The 25,033-nt window shown below is 43.8% G+C and carries 16 protein-coding genes; 13 read left to right on the top strand and 3 right to left on the bottom strand.

Features of this window, described 5'->3' with window-relative positions; all coding sequences use genetic code 11:
• Positions 1-186 precede the first annotated feature (186 nt).
• The 9 genes from ACOOE0_RS08055 to ACOOE0_RS08015 all read left to right on the top strand — a co-directional run bounded on the left by ACOOE0_RS08055 (position 187) and on the right by ACOOE0_RS08015 (position 11,227).
• On the top strand, positions 187-3,297 hold the full coding sequence (locus tag ACOOE0_RS08055; RefSeq protein ID WP_420401958.1) for a DUF6797 domain-containing protein: 3,111 nt from the start codon (positions 187-189) through the stop codon (positions 3,295-3,297).
• Between the two features lie 118 nt (positions 3,298-3,415).
• Positions 3,416-4,636 (top strand): MFS transporter, encoded by a 1,221-nt coding sequence (locus tag ACOOE0_RS08050; RefSeq protein ID WP_420401957.1) that lies wholly within the window; start codon positions 3,416-3,418, stop codon positions 4,634-4,636.
• Positions 4,637-4,699: 63 nt separating this feature from the next.
• A complete protein-coding gene (locus tag ACOOE0_RS08045; RefSeq protein ID WP_420401956.1) occupies positions 4,700-5,539 on the top strand; it encodes a sugar phosphate isomerase/epimerase family protein in 840 nt (279 codons plus the stop codon).
• 13 nt (positions 5,540-5,552) lie between these two features.
• Entirely contained in the window at positions 5,553-6,452 is a 900-nt protein-coding gene (locus ACOOE0_RS08040) for a sugar phosphate isomerase/epimerase family protein (RefSeq protein WP_420401955.1), read from the top strand.
• On the top strand, positions 6,449-7,249 hold the full coding sequence (locus ACOOE0_RS08035) for an alpha/beta fold hydrolase (protein ID WP_420401954.1): 801 nt from the start codon (positions 6,449-6,451) through the stop codon (positions 7,247-7,249). The genes ACOOE0_RS08040 and ACOOE0_RS08035 overlap by 4 nt, the downstream gene beginning before the upstream one ends.
• Positions 7,250-7,253: 4 nt before the next feature.
• A complete protein-coding gene (locus tag ACOOE0_RS08030; protein ID WP_420401953.1) occupies positions 7,254-8,066 on the top strand; it encodes a sugar phosphate isomerase/epimerase family protein in 813 nt (270 codons plus the stop codon).
• 26 nt (positions 8,067-8,092) lie between these two features.
• A complete protein-coding gene (locus tag ACOOE0_RS08025; RefSeq protein ID WP_420401952.1) occupies positions 8,093-9,322 on the top strand; it encodes a hypothetical protein in 1,230 nt (409 codons plus the stop codon).
• A gap of 159 nt (positions 9,323-9,481) precedes the next feature.
• Positions 9,482-10,333 (top strand): ThuA domain-containing protein, encoded by an 852-nt coding sequence (locus tag ACOOE0_RS08020; RefSeq protein ID WP_420401951.1) that lies wholly within the window; start codon positions 9,482-9,484, stop codon positions 10,331-10,333.
• A gap of 141 nt (positions 10,334-10,474) precedes the next feature.
• The gene (locus ACOOE0_RS08015; RefSeq protein WP_420401950.1) at positions 10,475-11,227 is read left to right on the top strand and encodes an SDR family NAD(P)-dependent oxidoreductase; all 753 of its coding nucleotides are present in this window, start codon (positions 10,475-10,477) and stop codon (positions 11,225-11,227) included.
• Positions 11,228-11,253: 26 nt separating this feature from the next.
• Here ACOOE0_RS08015 and ACOOE0_RS08010 read toward each other — a convergent pair whose 3' ends face one another.
• Together ACOOE0_RS08010 and ACOOE0_RS08005 are read right to left on the bottom strand one after the other, a co-directional pair.
• Positions 11,254-11,958, bottom strand: a complete 705-nt coding sequence (locus ACOOE0_RS08010) for an L-ribulose-5-phosphate 4-epimerase (protein WP_420401949.1) — start codon at positions 11,956-11,958, stop codon at positions 11,254-11,256.
• Position 11,959: 1 nt separating this feature from the next.
• The gene (locus ACOOE0_RS08005) at positions 11,960-13,624 is read right to left on the bottom strand and encodes a ribulokinase (RefSeq protein WP_420401948.1); all 1,665 of its coding nucleotides are present in this window, start codon (positions 13,622-13,624) and stop codon (positions 11,960-11,962) included.
• Positions 13,625-14,048: 424 nt separating this feature from the next.
• On the opposite strand from ACOOE0_RS08005, the gene ACOOE0_RS08000 reads away from it, so the two are divergent.
• From ACOOE0_RS08000 to ACOOE0_RS07985, 4 genes are all read left to right on the top strand, one after another.
• Positions 14,049-17,225, top strand: a complete 3,177-nt coding sequence (locus tag ACOOE0_RS08000) for a SusC/RagA family TonB-linked outer membrane protein (protein ID WP_420401947.1) — start codon at positions 14,049-14,051, stop codon at positions 17,223-17,225.
• Positions 17,226-17,252: 27 nt separating this feature from the next.
• Positions 17,253-18,803 carry a RagB/SusD family nutrient uptake outer membrane protein gene (locus ACOOE0_RS07995; RefSeq protein WP_420401946.1) on the top strand — a complete coding sequence of 517 codons (1,551 nt, stop codon included), beginning with the start codon at positions 17,253-17,255 and terminating at the stop codon, positions 18,801-18,803.
• Positions 18,804-19,084: 281 nt separating this feature from the next.
• Positions 19,085-21,841 (top strand): LamG domain-containing protein, encoded by a 2,757-nt coding sequence (locus ACOOE0_RS07990; RefSeq protein WP_420401945.1) that lies wholly within the window; start codon positions 19,085-19,087, stop codon positions 21,839-21,841.
• Positions 21,842-21,874: 33 nt separating this feature from the next.
• Positions 21,875-22,891 carry a phosphotriesterase family protein gene (locus tag ACOOE0_RS07985; RefSeq protein ID WP_420401944.1) on the top strand — a complete coding sequence of 339 codons (1,017 nt, stop codon included), beginning with the start codon at positions 21,875-21,877 and terminating at the stop codon, positions 22,889-22,891.
• Between the two features lie 23 nt (positions 22,892-22,914).
• On the opposite strand, the gene ACOOE0_RS07980 is transcribed toward ACOOE0_RS07985, so the two are convergent.
• Positions 22,915-24,993 carry a LamG domain-containing protein gene (locus ACOOE0_RS07980; RefSeq protein ID WP_420401943.1) on the bottom strand — a complete coding sequence of 693 codons (2,079 nt, stop codon included), beginning with the start codon at positions 24,991-24,993 and terminating at the stop codon, positions 22,915-22,917.
• Between the last annotated feature and the right edge of the window lie 40 nt (positions 24,994-25,033).

Below are 25,033 nucleotides of genomic sequence, written 5' to 3'. Positions count from 1 at the left end.
AATGCAAATCAAACATACTTTTATAATGTAAGAAAGTAAATTAAATTGTAATTTGAACCCAATTTTGGATTACACCCAACCATCTTAATAATTTATATGTATTCCCGCCCTACCTTCCAATTCCTTTCATGGACAAATAAATCTTCTGTCCATATATCGAAATCAGCCATCCAATGCTTGGCCATTATGGCACTCTGCCTTCTTCTGTTCAGTAGCTGCTCCAACCAAAGTATCGAGGGTTCTTGGGCCTATCAAGCTTCGATACCCGAAGAACCGGAATACCAGTTGATTGATGGGGTCATGAAAATTGAACTGAAGGATTCCCAATATCAGGTATCGCTGATTTCATATCAAATGGAACGCATTGATTTGGACAGCATAAGCCTTTCCAATAATGAAACCTTAACCGGTTTTTGGATGGCCGAGGACGAATTCGAAGAAGAGGAAGAGGAAGACGAAGATGATGATGAGGAGGAAGAAGAAGAGGAGGAAGAAAATGAAAACGAAGCAGACGAGGACGATGATATTGATGAAGAAAATGGTATTGTACTTTCTGGAAAATTCAATGGTTCCACTTTTACGGGTTATTTCCGATATGAAGGTGAAAAGATTCCTTTCACCGCCACACGCCTTTCTGATGAACCCGTCTCAATTGACAGGTCCGATGTCACCTACATATTAACGGATAATGATCTAAGCGAAACCGAATTTGATTTAGACCATCGTGGTATTATCGAACAAATGGATGGTGAGGGTTATTCCGAAGGTGCCAAAATTTACAATTCCAATTGCATTAACTGTCACGGCACACCTGATTTGGAAGGCTCATTGCCCACAGCATCCAAATTCTGGCAACAGTCCTTAAAAGCAGGGAACGACCCCTATTCCATGTACCAAACCATCTCCAAAGGATTTGGGGCTATGCCACCTCAATTGAGCTTGACGCCAAAACAGAAATACAACGTACTCACCTACATCAGGGAGCAGTATATCCGAAAAGGAAATCCGGAAGATTATTTTACCATAACCCCGGGGTATTTAAGCACGCTGCCCGAAGGGAGTTTAAAAGGCCCCGACTCGGAGCAGAACCAGCCCTGGTCAGAACAGGATTATGGCAACTTCTTTTCCAACACTATAGAACTTGTAGACTCGGAAACTGGACCTGAACGATATCATTCCCCAGGACCAGTACCCTATGCTGACGAAGACTATTCAAAAAACAATTTTGCCTACAAGGGAATAGCTGTGCGATTGGATGAAGGTGAAGGAGGTGTTGCCAAGGGCAATTCATGGATGATTTTTGATCATGATGTGCTTCGCGTGGCCGGGGGTTGGACAGGGGAAGGTTTTATAGATTGGAATGCCATTCTGCTGAATGAGCAGCACGAAACCTATCCACGAACCGTAGGCAAACTTCATTTTGAGACCCCTGTGGGTCCGGGATGGGCCAATCCCATAAACGGTTCTTTTGATGATCCGCGGTTTACCGCCAGGGATGGACGTAAATTTGGGCCGTTGCCCAGGGAATGGGCAGATTACAAAGGGCTGTACCACCATGAAGAACACATTGTTTTTTCTTATTCCGTTGGCAAAGCCAACATTTTGGAAGAGTTGGGCAGGGAACACAAAAATGGGCAAACTATTTTTACCCGAACCCTGAATATTAGTCCCACTTCAGGAATCTTAAAAATGAGAGTGGCTCCAGCCCAAAACCAGGTTCGAATTAAGGGAAAAGGGGCCTCCCTCTCCACCGAAAATGGCTTTGTAATCATGACCGTTGCCAAGTCGCAAAAAGCCAATATAAAATTGTTCATTGCCGATGCGGACAATTCGGTCATAGACGATGTGGTCAAGGCAGATAAGGAACCTGAATCGCTACGCAAATACACTAGTGGTGGTAAGGCCCATTATCCGCAAACATTGACCACCTCCATTATCAAGGGGGCGGAAGATAAACTATTGGCCATAGATCAACTTACTCCTCCTTTTGACAATCCATGGAACTGCCAGATGAAATTTAGCGGCATAGATTTCATGCCAGGGGGCGATGAAGCCGTACTCTGCACAACAGATGGCGATATTTGGTCAGTCAAGGGTCTTGCCGAAGGCAATATGTCCTTGAAATGGAGGCGCATTGGAGCTGGATTATTTCAGCCACTTGGAATCAAGGTTATTGATGGGTTAATCTATGTCAGTTGCCGGGACCAGATTGTCCGCCTACAAGATTTAAATGGTGATGGGGAAACCGACTTCTATGAAAGTTTCAATCATGATCACCAAGTTACGGACCACTTCCATGAATTTGCCATGGGACTGCAAACCGATTCCCAAGGCAATCTCTACTATGCCAAAAGCGGAAGACACGCCAGGGAAGCACTTATTCCGCAACATGGCACATTAATCAAAGTCAGCAAAGACGGTCAGGAATCCAAGGTTATCGCTTCAGGATTTCGCGCTGCCAATGGAGTATGCATTAATCCTGACGGTAGCTTTTTGGTCACCGATCAAGAAGGATATTGGAATCCCGCCAACCGTATCAATTGGGTGCAGGCTGATGCTGAGGACAAATTTTATGGCAATATGTGGAGCTACAACCCTCCCAAGGATACCACCCGATTGGCTATGGAAAAACCCATGGTATGGGTAGATATGGAATTTGACCGTTCCCCCTCGGAGTTGTTATGGGTGGACAGTGAAAAATGGGGAGCTATGAATGGCAGCCTATTGAGCTTTTCCTATGGATATGGCAAAATTCAATTGGTACTGCATGAACAGCTCAATGGTCAAGCGCAAGGTGGTGTGATAGATATTCCCGGCACCAAATTTTATACCGGGGTAATGCGCGGAAGATTCCATCCTGCGGATGAACATTTGTACTTATGTGGCATGGCTGCATGGAGCACTTCCAGCAATGTAAGACCTGGAGACCTGTATCGAGTTCGATATACTGGGAATCCCATACCAATGCCTATTGAGATGCATGCGACGGACAAGGGAATGACCTTAAAGTTTGCTGAGAAACTTGATCCAAAATCTGCTGCGGAAATTACCAACTATGAGGTCAACACCTGGAACTTTATCCGAAGCAGCGACTATGGATCTGAGCGCTATGACGTTACCAAGCGCGAGGTATCAAAAGCATCATTACAAGCCGATGGTATGACGGTGGATTTGGTTATTGAAGGTATCCAACCCGTAGATGCCATGACCATTGCATACAGTTTGAATTCGACAGCTGGGGTAGCTCTACAAGGTACTGTTCAAAGTACATTGCACACCTTGGCCAATTCAAATTAATGGAATTAACCCATAGAGAATTTTGTTACTTTAGTTTCTTTCTTAACTTTAATTAGTATATTGTGTGCTTAAAATAATATCGCAGCCAAACCTAAATACAAACCATATTTAACCAAAGATGAATCAGCAAAACCAAAATAGACTTTTTTACGGCAGTTGCTTTGCCTTGATCACAACCGCCTTTTCCTTTAGTATTAGGGCCGGGGTGCTCCCGCAATTGGGTGAAACCTTTGAGCTGTCCGCCAAACAATTGGGCTTCATCAACCAAATGTGGTTCTTGGGATTTCCAATATCCATGGTTCTGGGAGGTATCTTTTATAACGCCATTGGGCCTAAGAAAATAATGCAGTTCGCATTTTTAACCCATACATTGGGTATTTTACTTACCATATATTCAGGAGGATATGTGGGACTTCTTATTTCCACCTTGCTCATTGGAATCGGAAACGGTTGTACAGAGGCCGCTTGTAATCCCATGATTGCCGACAGTTACTCGGGCAAGACCATGAATACGCTGTTGAATCGATTCCATATGTGGTTTCCAGGGGGTATTGTTTTAGGAAGTTTGATCTCATTGCTAATGACCAAATTAAACTTGGGTTGGGAGGCCCAAATTTGGATCATATTATTGCCGACAGTCATTTATGCCTATTTATTCTATGGGCAAAAATTTCCGGCACCGAAGAATCTGGAAACCAAGTCCCTAAAAACCAATTTATCCGCAATACGCTCTCCTCTATTTCTCTTTATCTGTCTTTGCATGACCTTGACCGCAATATCAGAGTTCGGGCCCACGCAATGGGCGCAGCTCATTTTATCCAAAAGCGGTGCTGAACCCATGTTCATCTTGGCTTTAATAACCGGCGTAATGGCCATTGGAAGATATTTTGGAGGCGATTTTGTACATAAGTTTGACCAAACCGGGGTACTTTTAGGTTCATCGATCCTAACAACTATTGGAATATTCCTGTTCAGCATTTCTGCTGGGCCAATGGCCTATGTAGCAGCTATATGCTTTGCCCTTGGCGTCTGCTATTTTTGGCCAAATATGATTGGACTTGTAGCGGAAAAAGTACCTCTGAGCGGAGCCTTTGGAATGTCAATTGTTGGTGCTTTTGGAATGTTCTCCACTTCCATTTTCCAACCAGTTATTGGGAATTGGATTGATAAAGCTGGCGAAAAAGCAGCATCCATGGGATTAACAGGTGATGCCATGGAATTGGCCGCAGGTCAGGCAACATTGCAGAAAATGATTTCTTTTCCAGGTATATTGATCGTCTTGTTCATTGTCTTGTTTTTTTGGGTAAAGAAGATAAAATCAGAAACGCAAGAAGCGTAGCTTCGGAAGATAGGGTTAAGCAAAATCATTGAAAACACAAATACTAAAAAAGAATAGCCAGATATGAAAATCGGCATGAACATGCTACTGTGGACGGATTATGTCACCTTAGAACTTCAACCCATCTTTGAAGAGCTTAAGGAAACAGGCTATGACGGGGTAGAAATCCCATTGGGCGAGGGAAGTGTTGCACATTATACTGCACTAGGGGAACAGCTTGCGAACATGGGAATGGGAACCACCTGTGTGACATCCTTAACCAAAGAGGCAAACATCGCAAGTATCAATCCCTATATCAGGCAAAAAGGAATAGATAGATTAAAGTGGGCCATAGATCGGGCCCATGCCCTCAAAGCCGATGTGCTGTGTGGCCCCATACATTCCGCTTTTGCCCATTTTGAAGGAAGGCCACCAGAACTGGAAGAAAAAAAATGGAGTGCCGAACTTTTGCGTGAAGCCGGGGACTATGCCAAGCAAGCCGAACTTATCTTGGCTCCCGAAGCCTTAAACCGTTTTGAATGCTATTTGGTGAACACGGCGGCAGATTTAAAACAATTGCTGAAAGCGGTAAACCATTCAAACGTTAAGGCCATTTACGACACACATCACGCCAATATTGAGGAAAAAAGCCATCAAGAAGCCATAGCCCATTTGGGCAGCGATCTACAACATGTCCATATCAGTGGTAGTGATCGTGGCACCCCAGGAAAAGGTCAAATAAATTGGGATGAAGTCTTCGAAGCTTTAAAAGCTATCGATTACCAAGGCTGGTTAACCATTGAGGCATTTAGTGCCGCCATTCCACGATTTGCAAATTCCATCAACGTGTGGAGGGACTTTTCGCCTACGGAAGAAATTTACAAGGAAGGGATTCAATTAATTCGTTCTAAATGGTTCGATTAAACAGAGTAAACGTATGAAAAGACCTAAATTTTCTCTAGGCAGCTGGGCGTTTTCCTTTGGCCCTTTTGAAAAGAACCCCTGGTCCTTTCCAGATTTCTTGTCCTATGCGGCCGAAGCTGGGTACGATGGAGTGGAGATCAATGGTTTCCGTCCACACCCCCACCCTGATGTATACAATACAGAGGAAAAGTGCAGCGAACTTCGCAAACAAATTGACGGTTATGGATTGGGCATTTCAGGTTACGCTCCTGATTTTACCGCTGTGCCCCCTGCAGAAGTGCACCCAAAGGAATATCTCTTGGAAATTGAAAAATCCCTGAGCTTTTGCAATGCCATGGGAATTAAAACCCTACGCGTAGACACCGTTAGTCCTCCCAATTATTTGGAGTTGGAGACCTATTTGCAAAGGTTTGATAACCTGGCCAAGGCTTGGCATAGCGCTGCTGAATTATGCAAAAAGTATGGTGTGACCATGGTTTGGGAGTTTGAACCCGGATTTTGGCTGAACAAGCCCAGCGAGATAAAATCCATAGTGGAAGCTGTTGACCATCCAAATTTTAAGCTGCTGTTTGACACCAGTCATGCCCATATGTGTTCGGTCATTGGCGCCAGACATAACGGGTCCAAAGAGATACTTGCCAATGGGATTGTGGAGCTTGCTGAGCACTTGAAAAGACACATTGGTCATTTTCATTTAATTGACAGTGATGGCACCTTACATGATAATGAAACCAGCACCCATACTCCTTTTGGGAACGGAAATATTGATTTTGAACGGGCACTAATGGCCTTAAGAAAGGACGTGGAACCTTTGGAATGGTGGTGCTTCGATTTTTGTTTTTGCCCCACTACGGAGGTGGATGCAAAAAAGGCCATTCCCTTTGTGGAAAATGTAATCAAAAAAATAGGATGAGTTACTTCGCGGATTCCAATGGAATAAAAATTCGATATCAAATAAAGGGCGAAGGAGAGCCGCTGGTACTGCTCATGGGATTTGGGGCCGATGGAGATACATGGGAAAAGCATGTGGCCGAATACCAGCATCATTTTAAATGCTATTTAATTGACAACAGAGGTGTTGGCGGTTCTGACCAGCCCAAAGGACCATATTCCACCAAAATGATGGCAGAAGACACCATAGCGGTGATGGACCATGCGGGTATTGACACGGCAAAAGTGGCCGGTATCTCCATGGGGGGAGCCATTGCGCAAGAACTGGCGCTGAACTTTCCCCAAAGAGTAACGAAACTGGCCTTGATCAGTACTTGGCCCAGATTCAATACCTACGCCAAAACCGTTTATGAAAATCTGAAGAAAATACGGGTTACCAGCAATCCAGAAGATTTTATGGAGCTATTGCAACTCTGGATATTTGCGCCACCTTACTATGAAGAAGGTTTGCAAAGTCTAAAAGAAGGACAACGTTCCGCCGCGTCCAATTCCAATCCCCAGTCCAGATTTGGTTTTGAAGGTCAATTGGATGCATGCATACAACACGATACTGTAGCTCGACTTGCCAATATCAAGGTGCCTACCTTGATCACCGTTGGCGAAAAAGACATTTTTACTCCTCCAGAATTTTCCAAAGTGCTTCATGAAGGAATCAAAGATTCCCGTTATGAGTCTTTTCCTGACGGAGGACATGTGCACCATTGGGAGGATCTGGAACGGTTTAACCAACTGACAACACAATTTTTAATCAATGACTAAAACCATGGACAGCATAAAGATTGGCTGCGAAACCTATACTTGGCAAATGACCGGAGAGTCCTACAAGGGCAAATTAGATCACATCATGGGAATTGCTTCCAAAGCCGGATTTTCAGGAATAGAACCTGAAACCAGTTTTTTTGGGACCTTGGAAGACCCCATCAAAATGAAAGATGCCCTGGACAAGTTCGATCTTGAATTGGCCGTTTTATGCCATGTGGAAGATTGGCGGTATAACAAAGAAACAGAGGCCGAACGACAAAGAGCTGACCAATGGATGGATTTTCTATCCCATTTTCCAAATACGACCTATCTCCTGGTCCAGATGCCAGGTTCAGATCGCCGGGATTTGATCAATCGACAACGGAATTTGGTCTCCTGTTTAAATACAATTGCTGAACGTGCCTTTGATAGAGGAATAGTTTGTTCCCATCACCCCAATTCCCCAGAAGGATCCATTTGTCGGGTAGAGGAAGATTACGACATCATCATCAATGCCCTCAATGCTGAACACATTGGATATTGCCCAGATGTGGGTCATATTGCCAAGGGCGGCATGGAACCTTTGAAAATCATTAAAGAGTATAGGGAATTGGTCAATTTGGTCCACTACAAGGACATGTACGCTGATGGCAGGTGGGCACCCACTGGAGAAGGCATCATCGATTTCAAAAACATCACCCAATATTTGGTGGATACGGACTACAAAGGCTGGATCATTTTTGAGGATGAATGTGATCGGGCCATCACGGATCCAGATGGGGTAACCCTCTTGGATGGTAAGTACACGCAAACACAAATACAGCCGCTGCTCTAAAGCAGCTATAACTAAAGACGAATACAATGAAATCACTTTATTATTTTTTCTTCGCCTGCGTATTTATATGGAGTTGCAAAGAGAAAAGCGCGGACCAAAAAGCTGAAGGAGAAACTGCACAACCAGAGGCGCAACAATGGATCAGTTACAAGGGCGATGCAAACCAACCCCATATTGTTTTGGTTTCAGGAGATGAGGAATACCGCTCTGAAGAGGCACTTCCCCAAATGGCCAAGATTTTGACGGAAAGACATGGTTTTAACTGTACCGTGCTCTTCGCCCAAGATCCCAAAAAACCAGGTATTTTGAATCCGAACAATGTGAACAACATCCCAGGTCTAGAGCAGCTCGAGTCTGCGGATTTGATGATTTTATTTACCCGATTTAGAGCTTTACCTGATGATCAGATGCAGCATATTGACAACTACCTCAAAGCTGGGAAGCCTGTAATTGGGATACGCACAGCCACCCACGCTTTTAATTTTGAAGACGGGGGAATTGAGTCGAGTTACAAGCACTACGGGAATTTTTATGAAGGTGACGATGCTTGGAAAGATGGTTTTGGCCGACTCGTATTGGGCGAAAAATGGATTTCGCACCATGGCGTACACCGTCATCAAAGCACCAGGGGAATTCCCGCGCAGGGGATGGAAGACCACTCCTTGCTTAATGGCATTGAAGCCGGTGACATTTGGGGACCCTCAGATGTTTATGGTGTTAGATTGCCCCTGCCAGGTGATGCCCAACCCATTGTTTTGGGGCAAGTGATAGATCGCGAAGCAGCTTATGACGAAAATGACAACCTTTACGGAATGCGTATTTCCGATAATAAACTGGCTACAACCAATTTAATTGAAATTGAAGAGGAGGAGGACGAGGAAGAAGAAATGGATGAGGAAGAAGAAATGGAAGAGGATGAGGATGAGGATGAGGACGAAGAAGAAGAGGATTGGGAAGAGGAGGATGAAGAGTACAATCCAAACAGCCCTTTAATGCCCATTGCTTGGACAAAAAGTTACCAATTGCCTGGAGGAAAACAAGGAAAAGCCTTTGCCACTACCATAGGGGCATCCACAGATCTTGTGGCCGAAGGAACAAGACGAATGTTCATCAATGCCACATACTGGTGTTTGGATTTGGAGGTACCGGAAAAGGCTAATGTGGACCTTATTGGAGAGTATACCCCAACTCCTTTCGCATTTTTGGAAGATGAGCATTGGGAGAACTTAAATAAAAGTATTTCATCAATAAAGTAATCAGTATTCCATTGTTCAATGTTAGCAGTAATTGATGTTGGCATCCTTTTAACCCGACCTAAAAAGTTGAAGTTGGGTATTGTTTCATTTACGATTATGGTTTTGTGCGCCGTCTCTGGAGTTTTTGGGCAACACTTGTATCAACAACCAAAGACTCCAATGAAGAAATCCCATCTTGATAAGATTATCGGGGAACTTCAGGTAGAAGAACCCAAAGAGGAATTAAAAGTTGTTTGGGTATATGGTTATGACGAACATCATATTGCCGGTGCTCATGACTATGTTAAGGTAAAGGATCTTATGGTTGATCTTTTATCTAAGTCCCCCAAGACCAAAGTTGAGGAATCCTTTGGATTTCCTACCGAACAACAACTTCAAAATGCTGATCTAGTAGTAATGTATCTGCATTTGCCACAGCTGAAAAAAAAGCAATTTAGGGCACTCAAAGCATTTGTTGAAAAAGGGGGTGGCTTGGTCTCTTTGCATGAAACTGTAATCATGAGGCCGAGAATTAAAGGAAAAAAACTAGCAGAATGTCTTGGGTTTGCCTGGAAAGAGGGAACCTCTAAATGGGGTGCCATTTTTGACTCTATATCCATTGATAACAAACACCCAATATTTATGGGTTTTCAAAATAAAATGACCATTCCGGATGAATTCTACTGGGATTTATACCAAGAGGACAATGTAAACATACTAGGTTCGGTTAGAACGGGTCCAGAGGAAGATAGCTCCGGACCCATACCGCCGAGCCAACTTTCTGAAAAGGCATCACCTCTCTTTTGGACCTATGGGATTGGGAATGGCAAAGTTTTCGGGACAAGTACAGGTCACCATACATTTACGTATTACGATCCTGAATTTCGAATTGTTCTTTTCAGAGCTATGGCGTGGGTCGCAAACCAACATCCAAATCGCTTTGTACCTTTAGTATTTGAGGGCATTACAAATAATGGAATGGTAGGCATTACAGAGGATTTAAGGGGATGGGATGGAAAGATTCGGGAGTAATTGAACAGGGGACCAATTCCCATACCCACATAAAATAATAAATAGTTTTTCTGCGAACTGAGGCTCGAATTTCTATTCAGCCGTTCCAACTAAAAGTTGGGCTATAGCCAACAATAAATTTATTGCGAATATAGAATGAACATGGATTTTAAAAACAAAGTTGTATTGATTACCGGCACAAGTTCGGGAATTGGAAAAGGAGCCGCCTTGGAATTTGCCCAAAAAGGAGCTAAAGTGGTGCTGGCTTCCAGAAATAAGGAACGGAATTTGGAACTGTTGCGAGAAATAGAATCCTTGGGCGCCGAAGCCATTTTTGTACCTACCGATATGTCCAAATCCAAGGATATCCAGGACCTGGTAAACGAAACAATGAAAGCCTTTGGGAGATTGGATATCGCCATCAACAACGCTGGAGTGGAAGGAACTCCAGGCGTTAGGGCCATGGATTATGAAGAAGAGGTATGGGACCATGTACTGGATGTCAATCTAAAAAGCGTTTGGCTATGCATGAAACATCAGTTAAGGGCCATGTTGTCCAATGAAGGAGGAAACATCATCAACATTTCATCCTTGGCTGGCTTAAAAGGTGGGGGAGCGGGGGTAGCATACCATGCCAGCAAATTTGGTGTGGTAGGCATAACGCAAGCCGTTGCCTTGGAATATGCTGAAGATAACATTCGAGTAAACGCAATTTGCCCTGCCGTAATAGAAACACCTATGGCGCAAAGAGCATTTGATGAGCCCGAAAAAAGAAAAGCTGCCATCGCCATGCATCCTGTTGGCAGGTTTGGTAAGGTACAGGAAGTGGTAAGTGCTATTTTATGGCTGGCCTCGCCTAGTTCCGGCTTTGTTACGGGAACATCAATTCCCGTTGACGGGGGAGCAAGTTTGTAATCAAGATTAAAAGGAATTTCCGCCCATCATTTTTGGCCGTAATACGCATTGGAACCATGCTTTCTTTGAAAGTGTTTGGCAATCAATGACGCTTTGAGCCTTTCCGCTTGCGGACTAATTTGCAGGGTTAAATAGGCCATTTTGGCAAGCTCCTCCAACACATTGGCATTGTAAACGGCAGAATCGGCATTTTTCCCCCAGGTAAATGGTCCATGACTACCCACCAATACCATTTCTACCTCCAACGGATCAAGTGCATTTTCCGAAAACCATTCCACAATCTGAATCCCGGTATTGTGTTCATAATCGCCTTTGATTAACTCATCCCTCATGGGAGGTACACAGGGTATATCCTGCACCAAATGATCCGCATGGGTGGTTCCCAGTATAGGAATGCACATTTGGGCCTGCGCCCAAGCCACGGCATGGGAAGAGTGGGTATGCACAATGGAGCCGATGGTATTCCATTTAGTGTATAAATAAGCATGGGTTTTGGTGTCCGATGATGGGTTCATATCGCCATCAATGACCTGGTTGTTAAAATCTACAATAACAATATCCTCCACTTTTAGCTCTGGATAAGGAACTCCACTTGGCTTGATCGCAAAGCAACTATTTTCTCTATCCACTACGCTCACATTGCCAAAGGTTTGAATGACCAAATCTAATTGTGGCAATTGCAAATTGGCTTCAAAACAACGTTCCTTCAAGTGATGATACTTACTCTTCATCTTATTCCTGTGATTCTACAAACGATGCCAGAATCTCATATTCGGCAAACATTTTCTTATAGGTGTTTACTTCTTTTTCCCTGGGCATATAGGTTGTTCTGAAACCTTGTCCCATGGTTTGAATGGCTTCTGGAACCGAACTGTGGATTCCAGCTGCCACGGATGCATACATAGCCGCACCTAAGGCCGGGGTTTGTTGGGAAGCCGAAATCTTAATCGGCATATTCAATACATTGGCCAAAGTCTGCATGACAAAACTGGATTTCTGGGCCACCCCGCCAATTCCAATAACGGAGTCTATAGCTATACCTTCCTCTTCAAATCGGTTGATGATTTTCTTGGATCCAAAACATATAGCTTCCACAAGGGATTTAAAAATATGGGCTGCACTGGTCCCCAGACTTAAATTGACAATGGCTGATTTCAACAATTGGTTGGCATCTGGCGTACGTCTTCCATTGATCCAATCCAAGGCTACAGGTGCGGTATCTTCAGGAGCCAGGGCTGCAGCTTGTTCGGACAGATTTTTGATCATATCATCTTCTAATTTTTTGATCAATTTTTCCTTTTGCGCCACATCAATATCCTCGCTCTGCTGGATGATATCCCGAGTCGGCTCCATCAACACATCCTTAAACCACGCCAGCACATCGCCAAATGCAGATTGTCCCGCTTCCAGACCAATCATCCCAGGAATTACAGAGCCGTTGACTTGGCCACAAATGCCCTTGACAGCCTTGCTACCTATAACATGCTCATCGCACACGGTTATATCGCAAGTAGAGGTCCCCATAACGCGGACCAAGGTATTCGCACTTACCTCCGCCCCTACCGCTCCTGCATGGGCATCAAAAGTACCAACGGATACAACGGTAGATGTGGCGAGCCCAAGTTTATTGGCCCATTCTTCACATAAGTTACCCGCTTTCTGATTGGAGGTATAGGTATGGGCATACAGGCGATCTCTGACTTGGCCCAGATAGGGGTCCAAGGTAGACAGAAAAGAACTATCAGGTAGACCATCCCAGTTGGCATGCCACATGGCTTTATGACCTGCGGCACATCGGCTATACTTAAAGGAATCTAGCGGCGGACTCCCAATTAGTATGTAAGTCATCAAATCACAATGCTCCATCCAGGTATATGCTTCGGATTTCACGGCATGATCTGTACGACAAATGTGCAGCATCTTTGCCCAAAACCATTCAGAGGAATAGATACCGCCAACAAATTCCGTATAGTTCGTAGCCCATCGGCTGGCAACTGCATTTATTTCCTTGGCTTCATGGATGGCGGTGTGATCTTTCCATAAAATCATCATAGCATTGGGATTATCCTTAAATCCATCCTTCAGACATAAGGGAGTACCTTGTTTGTCCATTGCTTGAGGTGATGATCCCGTGGTATCTATACAAATACCTTGGACCGTCTGTGGGTCGACTCCCGCATTCTTTACCACTTCACGAATAACCCGTTCCATTCCTTCCAAATGATCCAAAGTATGTTGTCGATACTGGTTCTTTGAAGAATCGCAATAGTATCCTTCCTTCCATCTGGCATACCAATGCACTTCTGTTCCCAATGTTTGACCATTTTTGGCGTTCACCAAGAGCGAACGAACTGAATCGGTCCCAAAATCCACTCCAATTACATATTGATCAGGCATAGTCTATTTTGTAGTGTCCAAATTTACATAATTTAAATTAGTTTCTAACTTTTAAGAAATAAGTTGAATTAGCATCAAGAACCAAAAGGCATTCCTATTATACCACCCCTCCTTGAAACCCGACTGCACACAGCATTTATATAAGGGCCATAACCCTTTACCCATAGGAGCCTTTCCTATTTCGTCATCCAGAAACAATGTATTTTCCTGAACATAAGTCACCTAAAAGATTAAACTGAACCAAATCAACAATCAATGACCAAAAAACAAAAGCCCTCCAAACCTGCTCAAACAGGGTGCAAATGGGGAACTTTTGGTATTTTGACAATTAAAAATCACATTTACTTATTTAATGTTAGAAAATAAGTTGTAATTTTAGCTACTCTACATTTTTAACTAAAAACTTTAATCAATTAACAAACTCATGAATTTAATCAAACTTTTACCTAAATCGGGATTCGCATTATGGTGCGCCCTGATTTTTGGTGGTACCAGTTTATTTGGGCAACAAATAACTGGAACGGTTACGGATATTGGAGGGGTACCGCTCCTCGGAGTAAATGTTGTTGTGACGGGCAGCCAAGTGGGCACTGTCACCGATTTTGATGGAAATTACTCTATTGCAGCCCCTGAAGGTTCGCAAAGTCTAACATTTTCCATGATAGGTTTTGAGACCCAAACGGTCGCAATTGACGGTAGGACCCAAATTGATATGGTGCTGGGTCAAAATATCCGAGCTTTGGATGAAGTCATAATTACCGGATATAGTTCCCAACAACGTAGGGATGTTACCGCGTCCATAGTTTCAGCAGATGTGGAAAGTCTGCAAAAAAGAGGGGTGACCAATGCCGCACAGGCCCTTCAAGGTACAGCGGCAGGGGTTCATATTATATCCAATAATGGAAATCCAGGTTCCGATGTGAACATTACCATTAGAGGTGTTTCCTCTTTTGGAGGGAACAATGCCCCGCTCATTATTGTGGATGGTGTACAAACTGAAAGCGGGATGAACAATATCAATCAAAACGATATTGAATCCGTTCAGATACTTAAAGACGCTTCTGCAGCGGCGATCTACGGGTCCCGAGGAGCCAACGGGGTTATTCTCATCAAGACCAAAACGGGAACAAGAGGAAAAACCACAGTCACCTACTCCAACTATTTAGGGACACAAATTCCAAGAAAACCCCTGGATTTAGTTAACTCCAGCGAGTACATCCAAATTTTACAGCGGATGTACGGAACCAATCTGGACAACAACCCGGATGCCCTAATACCACAAGCGGCTATTGACTACCTGGCCAATCCAGCCGGTTTTGGGGATTATGACTGGCAAGATATTATTTACAGCTTGGCACCTATGCAGTTCCATGACCTTTCTATTTCTGGCGGGTCGGAATCTGCCATTTTCAGGGTCTCGGCGAGTTATCTGGACCAAGAAGGTATTACTGTGGGCACTGCTTTTAACAGAGCCAATATTAGGGCCAATGGATTGTTCAATATCAATGACCACATAAGGTTGGGGGCCAATGTTGCCTTATACCGCTCCAAGCAAGATCCCGAAGCCGATGCCTTTAGTAGATCTATTTACCAACAGGCCATCAAGCTCAAGCCCTATTTTGCGCCAACATTTGAAGGTTCCGGAGTAGCGAATCCCGCCTTCCCGGATACGAATCCCGATGGAGACATTCAAACGTCATCATTCTATTTTGGTGGAGGTGACAATCCAGAAGCATTGATCAGGAACCCACTACATTACTTAACCATTTGGGACACTGACATTATAGAAGATGAAGTCTCTGTGAACTTGTACACCGAGATCGATATCGTGAAAGGGCTTACCTATAAATTAAGTGGGGCCTATTCGCAGCTCACCAACGAGAACCGTTATTTGTTCGGATTTAAAGGTGTTAACCAAGACGAGTACTTTAACGACAATAACGCCATTAACATTTCCACCTCCCGGGACTGGAACTGGAATGTGGACAACACCCTAAGATATTCAGGAACTATCGGGGAGAAGCACGATATAGATGTCTTGGCCGGGTTTGTAGCACAAAAATTCTCCTCCACAGCTAGATTTTTTGGAAAAAACAATTTCCTCGCCGATGTAGCCACAGGGATTAACACCTTAGGAGCTCCTGGGGGTGCCAACCCATCTGTATCAGGCCAAAGGTTTATAAGCACCTTGGCGTCCATTGTGGCCCAGGCCTCTTATTCTTTTGATGACAGGTATCTACTGAGTGCGAATTTTAGGAGGGATGGTTCCTCCCGATTCTCAAGCGATGTGCGCTGGGGAAATTTTGCAGGGGGATCACTTGGATGGAAAATTTCCAATGAAGAATTCTGGGACAAAGCCGGATTGTCCGATATCAATTTCCTTAAACTTAGGGCAGGTTACGGTATTCTTGGAAGACAAAATGTACCCGAATTTGCATTTATTCCAACCTTGCAATTTGAACCAGTGGTATTTGGAGCAGGTGTTGCCAATGGGTTGATTACCGGAACTGCCATCAATCCAAATGTGACCTGGGAAAAACTGGAATCTACCAATATTGGGGTCGACTTTGAGCTTTTTGATTCCTGGAGTGGTTCATTTGAATACTACAACAACATTACCACGGATATGATCATTGCCGCACCCATTGCACCATCAGCAGGGGGTGGTACCATCAACCAAAACAATGGAAAAATCACCAATAACGGGATTGAACTTTCCTTGAATTATGAGGGAAGTGCAGGAGATGATTTTACCTATAATGTCGGGTTTAATGTGGGGACACAAAATCCAAAGCTTGACAACATTGGCACTGACTTGATCATTTATGGGGATGCCGGTCCTGAATGGGATGTACCTCATGTGATGGAGGTCCACCAAGGTGGAGGCCTTTCTGAGTTTTGGGTGATAAAAACCGATGGTATTTTCAGAACCGCTGAGGAAGTAAGCGCCCACAGAAGCTCAAATGGTACTATCATCCAACCCGATGCACAACCTGGGGATATCCGCTTTGTGGATGCAAACGACGATGGAGCAATTACCTCCGAAGGTGATAGGCAATTGGCTGGTAGCGGTGTACCCAACGTCAATGCAGGATTCAACTTCTCTGCTAAGTACAAAAACTTCGATTTCAACTTGATCTTGACGGGTGCTTTTGGACATCAGATCTACAACTCGCACCTATACTTGGTATCCAAAACCGATGAGTTTGGTAACTATGGCCGTCACTTGTTAAATGCATTTGACCCAGTGGACAATCCAAATTCCAACATTCCAAGACTCAATCCCAATGACATCGATGAAAATTGGAACTCCAGACCACAATCGGACCGATTTATTGAAAATGGGGATTATGTGAAACTAAGAAACTTTGAAATAGGCTACACTTTGCCCAAGGCACTGGCCAATAAACTTTATATGGGCAATGCCAGAGTCTTTGTTCGGGGTCAGAATCTTTGGACCATCACTGGTTTTGGAGGCTTAGATCCAGAAGTAGGGTCATCTCCCATTTTGGCAGGATTTACACCTTTTACCGCCGGTTTAGACCGAGATACAGCACCGCAAGCTGCATCTATCCAAGCCGGAGTGAGCATTACTTTTTAAAAGAAATAAATATAAAAGCATAAAATAATGAAAAGCAATAGTAACAGGATAGCGATTTTGGTTTTGCTTGCTCTTTTAACGATATCATGTGAGAAGGATTTCTTGGAGGTAAAAAACCCCAATGAAATCACTGCGGACGTTTTCTTTGAAGATGCCACCCAGGTAGAGCAGGCCGTAAACACATTGTACAATAGTATCGCTGGCGCTTTGAGGGGTGATGGAGACCAGTCCATCTTTACCCAGAATGCCAGGGGAGGTGGATCGGTGGTCACTGCCGGAGCCTTTCAAACGCAGGTGAACTACTTTAATTTTGGTAGTTCTCCGCAGGATAATGACAGCGATAGTTTTTGGAATGGGGCCTATACAACTATTTTTAGGGCCAATACCATTTTGGAAAACATTGAAGGGGCCGACTTTGGTAGTGATGAAGCAACCAAGCAACGTTTGTTGGCAGAAACGTATTTCTTTAGGGGTGTGAGCTACTTTCAGTTGGCACATCTGTACGGAGCGGTTCCCATCGTATTGAATACTCCAGTAACGGATGCGGATTTTAACCCGCCCGTTGCTGCTTCCTTTGGAGAAGTTTGGGATCAGGCCATTGCCGATTTGCAATTGGCCAAGGCTGGACTTCCTACTGCAGACAGTGCACCTGAAGGCCGAGTCACATGGGGCAGTGCAACCGGATTTTTAGGTAAAACCTACCTATATCGTGCTGGCTACTTGAATGAAGCTGCCAGCTATGCCTTGGCAGCCGCAGAGTTTCAACAGATCATTGATTCCGGAGCATATGGGCTTGTTGCCAATTTCAGGGATAATTTTACCTCTGAGAATGAAAACAACACCGAATCCTTATATGAATTCCAGTACTTTTTCTCCAACCAGGAAACAGCCACCCAGTCCAGACCTTTTAATAGTGTTCCAGGAATTGGTTTTGAGATTTTTCTTAGACCCTCTCCATGGTTGATGAACGAGATGTCCCTGGAAAGAACGGTGGCCGATGAGTTTGATCCTAGATATTTGGAGGCCGTTTATTTTAATGAAGGACTTCCCCTGTTTGGTGTTCCTTATAATGAATTGGGAGAAGGCCTAAGCTGTGACGGTGGTGGTGCTCCTGATGGTTCCAGCGACACGGAAGGTGGCTGGTGGAGAAAGTACCTCAACGTACATTTAGCCTGTCCACCAGAATTGGAGGGTTCTTCGGATCCAGATAACAATGAGCGTATTTTAAGATATGCCGATATTTTGCTGATGCACGCTGAAGCCTTGGTCGCGTCCGGAGGGGATTTGACCGCTGCATTGGAATCGGTAAACGTGGTACGCCGCAGAGCCAACTTATCTGACTATGCCGATACCGCCACATTACTTGACGAAATCAAACACCAAAGAGCTATAGAGTTTGCTTATGAAAACTTGAGGTACTTCGACCTTATTCGTTGGGGCGAGTTGGAATCTTTTGTAGCCTCCAATGGAACGGCCACACAGCAAGCCAATATTGGTGCAAAGCACAAATATTTTCCCATACCTGTGGATGAGGTGACCAATAACTCCAACTTGGAACAAAGTGAGCCATGGAGATAATCGGATATTCAGTCCTTGAACCAAGGATTGAATGAGGCAAGTTTTAATAAGAACTAGCATGAATTAGTCCAGCGGGCAGACCATAAGGTTTGTCCGCTTTTTTATTTTAGGTATATAAGCCCTGGCCAATATAAGATTTGCCCGGATTTCCATTACAGATTATGGAAAAATCACACCTGAAACATCCTTGTATTGTAATTAAAAGTTAATATTTTTCAATACTTTCTTACTGTATTTAACTAAGTTGTATATTTGTTGTCAATAACCAAAATAATAGACCTATGTCCAGAAACACTATTTGGGTGGTTCTTTTTGCCATGGCGAGCCTGATATCCTGCAAAGATGACGGCAAACCTGAACCGAGCAATGAATTATTTGCTTATCACACCAGCCTGAGAAATTCAGACAAAGCCCATCAACGCTATGAAGACCTTATTGTAAAGCTCGATGCAGGTCAATTGGAGTTTAGATTGGAAAATGCGTATGCCCCGGTTTGGACAGTAGGAGATTACAGTTATCCCATACAAGACTTATTTCCCGATCGTGAGGTGGATCAAAATTCCAGATACTCCTATGTCCGGTTAATGGAACAAAGTGATGACAAGATTGTGGTGCACTATACACATCGTCCCAAACTTTCTGGGCTTTTTGCCAGTATAGATGAAGACCCATTGTATACTGGCGGCCTTACCAATGTTATCCATGAAATTTTCATTATCGGAAAAGATTACAGCATAACCCGACATGTTAAAAATGCCGAAGGCACCCGATATGAGGATTGGATCCATCCAGATTTTGGGTCCATCCAAAAAATTCATTTGGAGCAAAGCGGCATTACCCATGGTGAATTGCAACATGGAAAATCAGCTCCCATTTACCCCAGAACACCTTTTGATGGAAATGCCGTGTTGGGAATCACCGCTCCCACTCCCCTTTTGAGCTGGACCTTTGACGATGGGATGCAACCACATGAAGATTTTGTTGTGGAAGCAGTTACCCAAACCAACTGTCCAATTAAAGGCCTTTCCACTCACTACGAAAAAGGGATTTCCGGGACCGCATTGGCCTTTGACGGCTATTACACCTCAGTTTCCCTAGAAAAAGACAAGGCCCCAAAGTTGGATAACACCTTTTCCATTAGTAGTTGGATAGCTCCAGATGCCTATCCCTACAACAAGGCACCCATCATCCATCAATCCAAAGGTTTTGGAAAAGAAGGATTCTACCTTGGTCTGGACCCTTATGGACACATTATTTTTACCGTCAATGGGGAAGAAACCAAATCCAAATCCAAAGTGGATTTTGGAAAATGGTCATTTATAGGTGTTTCTGTTAACAACGCTAGTGTTGAATTGTCCATAAATGGAAAAGTTGAAGTCTCGAAAACCTTGAAAAATCCCATTGATTTTATTGATCCTCCCATTCAAATAGGAATGAACAATGAATTGGACAGAGGTTCGGACTTTGTCAGAACCAATGCTGAAAACATTGATTACTTCATTGGATTTCAGGGGTTAATTGACGAGTTGGCAATTTTTGATTCCGCATTGGACGCCGATACCTTTACTAAACTATTCGACCAAACCAAACCGGAAGATTTTACCTCCAGCTTAGCTTTGAGTGTTTTGCCGGGACAGAGTGAAACAGGAAAATTTGGTGCATACTATACCGATTTGACCCTTAACAATGCGCTTTGGGACAACCTCTGGAGAAACGTTGAAAATCCGGATATCGCAGTGGAGTTTGACGATGTTAAAGGGTCGGTTAAGTTTTGGCGCGGAACCAACTACGCCTCCAACTGGATCAGCGACAACAATATCTGGATGGCGGATCAAAGCACGGAGACCTGGGGACCTCATGGGTGTTCGGAACATATGGCCGACAAACAGAATCGACAAAGTTATGCGCGAATTATTGAGAACAATCCAGCACGAGCCATTATCCATTGGAAATATCCCTGCGTTGACGTGGGCTATATCAACAACAATGATGAGACCAACTGGTCTGATGAGTATTATTACATCTACCCTGATGGTACTGCCGTTCGAAAGGTAAACTTTAATGGTAGGGGATTACCTGAAACGGACGATGAAGATACCTTTGCCGTGGACGAAGATGAGGAAGAGGGAGAAGAGGAAGAAGAACTTTCTGAGTTTTCACTTGCCACTATGGCTTGGGGAGAAACCATGGCGGAATATCGGGACACCTATTACCACCCAGAAAACGACACCTGGACAGAAGAAAACATAGGCGCAGCAGGACCTGGATTTCAAGATGTTCAGATCCTTCTTTCACCAGGAGTCAAAGCACTTGATTTGGTAGGTTTAAATGCCATGGATGTGGCCAATCTTAATGGCGATGTACAAAAACTACAGTGGGAATTGCCCAACAAAACCCCATTTGTCCAAATTCATGATGCATCCATAGAGCTTGTCAAGACCAAATCCGAATACAAAACGTTTGAGGTTTTCCAAGGTGGGTATATTACCCCATGGGGACTTGCGGAGAATTCCAACTATACAGATGACCCATTTGCCGGTCCTTGGAACCATTGGCCAGTTAATTTGTTGCCCTCTGATGGCAGGTACGCCATCGGCAATGACCGTATCGGGCATTTTGCACTTGGAGCCAATGATTTTATTCCTTCGGTTGGGGCCATGGTATTGCATGGGATGACCAACCAAAGTGTTGAGTCCCTCATTCCGTTGGCACGATCCTGGAAGCTTCCTCCTTCAGTTAAGCAAGTGCAAGGAGCTACATTCGTAGCGTATTCCAAGGAACAAAAGGCATTTTTGATAGATTCCTCAGCAAAAGAAATTAGTTTTACCATCAATGCCTCGGAAGAACAACCCATAGTGAACCCGGCATTTGTCATCTCCAATTGGAGTGGTGAAGCCAAATTTTCAATTAATGGCCAGCCTGCTTCCGAAGATATCAGAACAGGGATTGAAAGAGATGCCAATGGTAAAAAAAGGTTGGTGATTTGGTTGAAACATACAACTAGTACCGAAGTTAACGTAAGCATAACAGCCCTGTAGAACCAAAACAGCATTTGAAAATGCCATAACCCGATGACAGAAAAGCAAAAATTGTACATACTGTTTTTCTTGACCATAATTTTTGGATGTACTACCTCCAAAAGCCAGGTGACCATTCAGGATGTGAACGAAGCCCATCAGTTGGCACCAAATCAAATATGGTTATCCCACGAACATATCTTGGTTGATTTTATAGGGGCTAAAAAAATTCAACCAGCCAATTGGGACCATGATTCAATAATGGCGGCCGTACTACCATATCTTAAAGTACTTAAAGATCACCATGTAACATATTTTGTAGATGCCACACCCAATTACTTGGGAAGAGATGTAGTTCTTCTAGAAAAAATTGCAACTAAAACCGGTCTAAAAATCCTTACCAATACAGGCCTATATGGCGCACAAAAAGATAAATTTCTCCCAGATTACGTCAAAGAAAGTTCGGCTGAAGGCCTTGCCAAAATGTGGACCAAGGAGTATAGGCATGGCATAGATGCGACTTCGATAAAACCTGGCTTCATAAAAATTAGCATTGATAACTCCCAAAGCCTGAGCCCATCGCATCAAAAATTAGTTGAGGCCGCAGCGCTTACCCATTTAAAAACAGGATTAACCATAGCTTCCCATACGGGAAAAGCAAAAGGATTATGGCCACAATTAAAGATTCTAAAGGAAAAGGGCGTCTCTCCAGAAGCCTTTATTTGGGTACATGCCCAAGAGGAAAACAATAACAACAGCTATCTCAAAGCAGCAAAAATGGGATGCTGGATAAGTCTGGATGGCTTAGGCTGGGAACTGGAAAATCATGTTGATAAAATTCTATTCGCAAAATCAAATGGTATTCTGGATAAAATTTTAATTTCCCATGACGCTGGCTGGTACGATCCACAAAAAGAAGAACAATCCATTCAACCCTATACCGCCATATTTGAAAAGCTCTACCCGGCACTTAAATCGCGGGGCTTCACGGATGAAGAGTTTAATGTATTGATGTCTGTCAATCCTTCGCGAGCATTCGCAATCAAAATCAGAAACCGCCCATTGGATTAGGCTGATCAAAGGGTATCTCTTTTTTATTTAGACAGCACCAACTTTGTCTTCTTGTCAAGAGCCAAATCAAACCATAGGATAAGGTCTCTGGAATCCAGCGTATTTCGTATGGCATACCTGAACTTTTCAGACGGGAGCACTTCTTCATCCAAGCTTATACTAGGTGCGGTATCTCCCCAATTATGAACTATAAAAACCGGATTTACAAGCGGAGCTTGTGCATCAGCAGCAATTTCCATTTGGACCATCTCAGCCGTTCGGGAATTACGGGTCATATGATATGCTCGATCATTTCGGCTAAAGCCATCATAATTAAAGGAATCATCCGATAGAGCAATTTCTGGAGTATTCAACCAGAATTTTGCGAACTGAACCAAATCTTCCATCGAGCCATCATTGAGGCCTAAGACAAAACGCCCTTCCAAGGCCCCTCCCTCATTTTCTCGTCGCATACCAGCCAGGGGCGATGTAATTGCAGAACTGGTCACACGGTCATTTGCAAGCACAAATCTACCATCACTGGGAATTTGGCTTACGGGCCAATGGTTTCTCCAGTGGAATTTGGAAAGACGATAGTCAATTTCCTTACGCCCCCCACCATAGGGACCAATACCTCCAGGTTCCTCATAAATGAAAAAGGGCTTTGTGTTCGACTTAACATTTATAACCGAAAGAACCTCATCATCAACCGAATTCTTGAATCTTCCTCCCTGTAATTGATCAGAAGGCCAGGTCTCAAAAGAATGGCTGCTCGTTTCTCCGTTGACATTGGCCAAGGTTACGGCTACCATATCAATATTATCCTCTGGTCGTTCGCCAGGATTTGAGAGCAAAGCTGGTTCTGTTATGCTATAGCCATCGTCCATACCGTGAATACGATAGTGCCTTATGGCGTATCCATCCGGATAAATGTAGTAATACTCATCGGCCCAATCTCCCCAGTTGGTCACTGGATCTGTATTGGCAATGGTATAGTTGATGTCCGCAAGGGCGTAGCGCCAGTGAACCACCACACGGGCCTTGTTGTTTTCAATGACCCGTACATGGCTGTATCGATTCTGCTTGTCGGACATATGTTCCATACAACCAAATTCACCAAAGGTTTCAGCACTCTGATCGGCAATCCATTTCCCATTTTCAGTAACCAGGTTCATATTGTAATTGGTCCCTTTCCAAAACACCATGGAATGCTTTTTTTTGTCAAAAGTCACTACTATGTCCGGGTACTGGTCGTCCCGCCATAGGTGATCCCAATCTTCATCGTACTTTAGTTTAGTATAGAAAGCTCCAAATGCTGCATCATCCAACTGTATCTTTGGGAGCTTTCTCCATGTTAACTGAGGAGCATCCGAAGGTTTGAATTTTTGGTAATTCCCGTTCAGTTGATCTCCCGTCAAAACCTTGTTCCAAATTTTCAGCTCATCAATGATACCATCAAAAGAGAATTTTGCCGGAACGTTTACAAAGCCTGCCCGGTTAAGTGAAGAGGGTGGCGAAGGTTGGTGGTTTCTTGCAATTTGCATTGGAAATTCCCGATCGTATAGCAAATCTCCTTGTACTTTTAAATAACCAGAGAGCTCCCCATTGATATACACTTTCATACCATCCTCTGGATCAAATGTGGCAGCGATATGGGACCATTCCATAAAAGGTATGGTTGCTGTGCTGATGCATTCCCGCCATTGACGAGCCACCGCTGCATGCAGTCCAACACGGCCTTCACCATCGATTCCAAAGAAAATACCTCTTTGCTTTTTATATTCCTGATTATAAATAGCGGACCAATTCCACGGATAGGCCTGGGGTGCGACCCATGCCTCTATGGTAAAGGGTCCTGATATGATAGGCGCCTCCTCCTCATCCCGAACAATGGATGTGGTAAATCCGTCACATTTAATGGCCTTACCCACCACCCCAGCAACGGATTTGTAATGGCCGTCAATTTGATCCAAATGACCCAAAACCATGTCCTTGGTCCCTGGGGTGTCCAAATCATCAAACGCCCAATAGGCAATACCTTCATTTTGGATATTTTGTGCCATAAGTGATAAACAATTGGACAGTACAAGCATGGCAACAAACAACAGCGTACTTACTTTCATAAAACTTAGTTTAATTGGGTTTAAAAGATTGTATACTTTG

Source organism: Flagellimonas sp. (assembly GCF_965215805.1).
Lineage (GTDB): Bacteria > Bacteroidota > Bacteroidia > Flavobacteriales > Flavobacteriaceae > Flagellimonas.
The sequence above is the reverse complement of the archived record's forward strand: the minus strand, read 5'-3'. Positions and strand labels throughout refer to the sequence as shown.

Excerpts from the sequence above, each read along its gene's own strand:
- ACOOE0_RS08055 (WP_420401958.1), top strand. The coding sequence starts at position 187 with ATGGCACTCTGCCTTCTTCTGTTCAGTAGCTGCTCCAACCAAAGTATC.
- ACOOE0_RS08050 (WP_420401957.1), top strand. The coding sequence starts at position 3,416 with ATGAATCAGCAAAACCAAAATAGACTTTTTTACGGCAGTTGCTTTGCC.
- ACOOE0_RS08045 (WP_420401956.1), top strand. The coding sequence starts at position 4,700 with ATGAAAATCGGCATGAACATGCTACTGTGGACGGATTATGTCACCTTA.
- ACOOE0_RS08040 (WP_420401955.1), top strand. The coding sequence starts at position 5,553 with ATGAAAAGACCTAAATTTTCTCTAGGCAGCTGGGCGTTTTCCTTTGGC.
- ACOOE0_RS08035 (WP_420401954.1), top strand. The coding sequence starts at position 6,449 with ATGAGTTACTTCGCGGATTCCAATGGAATAAAAATTCGATATCAAATA.
- ACOOE0_RS08030 (WP_420401953.1), top strand. The coding sequence starts at position 7,254 with ATGGACAGCATAAAGATTGGCTGCGAAACCTATACTTGGCAAATGACC.
- ACOOE0_RS08025 (WP_420401952.1), top strand. The coding sequence starts at position 8,093 with ATGAAATCACTTTATTATTTTTTCTTCGCCTGCGTATTTATATGGAGT.
- ACOOE0_RS08020 (WP_420401951.1), top strand. The coding sequence starts at position 9,482 with ATGAAGAAATCCCATCTTGATAAGATTATCGGGGAACTTCAGGTAGAA.
- ACOOE0_RS08015 (WP_420401950.1), top strand. The coding sequence starts at position 10,475 with ATGGATTTTAAAAACAAAGTTGTATTGATTACCGGCACAAGTTCGGGA.
- ACOOE0_RS08010 (WP_420401949.1), bottom strand. The coding sequence starts at position 11,958 with ATGAAGAGTAAGTATCATCACTTGAAGGAACGTTGTTTTGAAGCCAAT.
- ACOOE0_RS08005 (WP_420401948.1), bottom strand. The coding sequence starts at position 13,624 with ATGCCTGATCAATATGTAATTGGAGTGGATTTTGGGACCGATTCAGTT.
- ACOOE0_RS08000 (WP_420401947.1), top strand. The coding sequence starts at position 14,049 with ATGAATTTAATCAAACTTTTACCTAAATCGGGATTCGCATTATGGTGC.
- ACOOE0_RS07995 (WP_420401946.1), top strand. The coding sequence starts at position 17,253 with ATGAAAAGCAATAGTAACAGGATAGCGATTTTGGTTTTGCTTGCTCTT.
- ACOOE0_RS07990 (WP_420401945.1), top strand. The coding sequence starts at position 19,085 with ATGTCCAGAAACACTATTTGGGTGGTTCTTTTTGCCATGGCGAGCCTG.
- ACOOE0_RS07985 (WP_420401944.1), top strand. The coding sequence starts at position 21,875 with ATGACAGAAAAGCAAAAATTGTACATACTGTTTTTCTTGACCATAATT.
- ACOOE0_RS07980 (WP_420401943.1), bottom strand. The coding sequence starts at position 24,993 with ATGAAAGTAAGTACGCTGTTGTTTGTTGCCATGCTTGTACTGTCCAAT.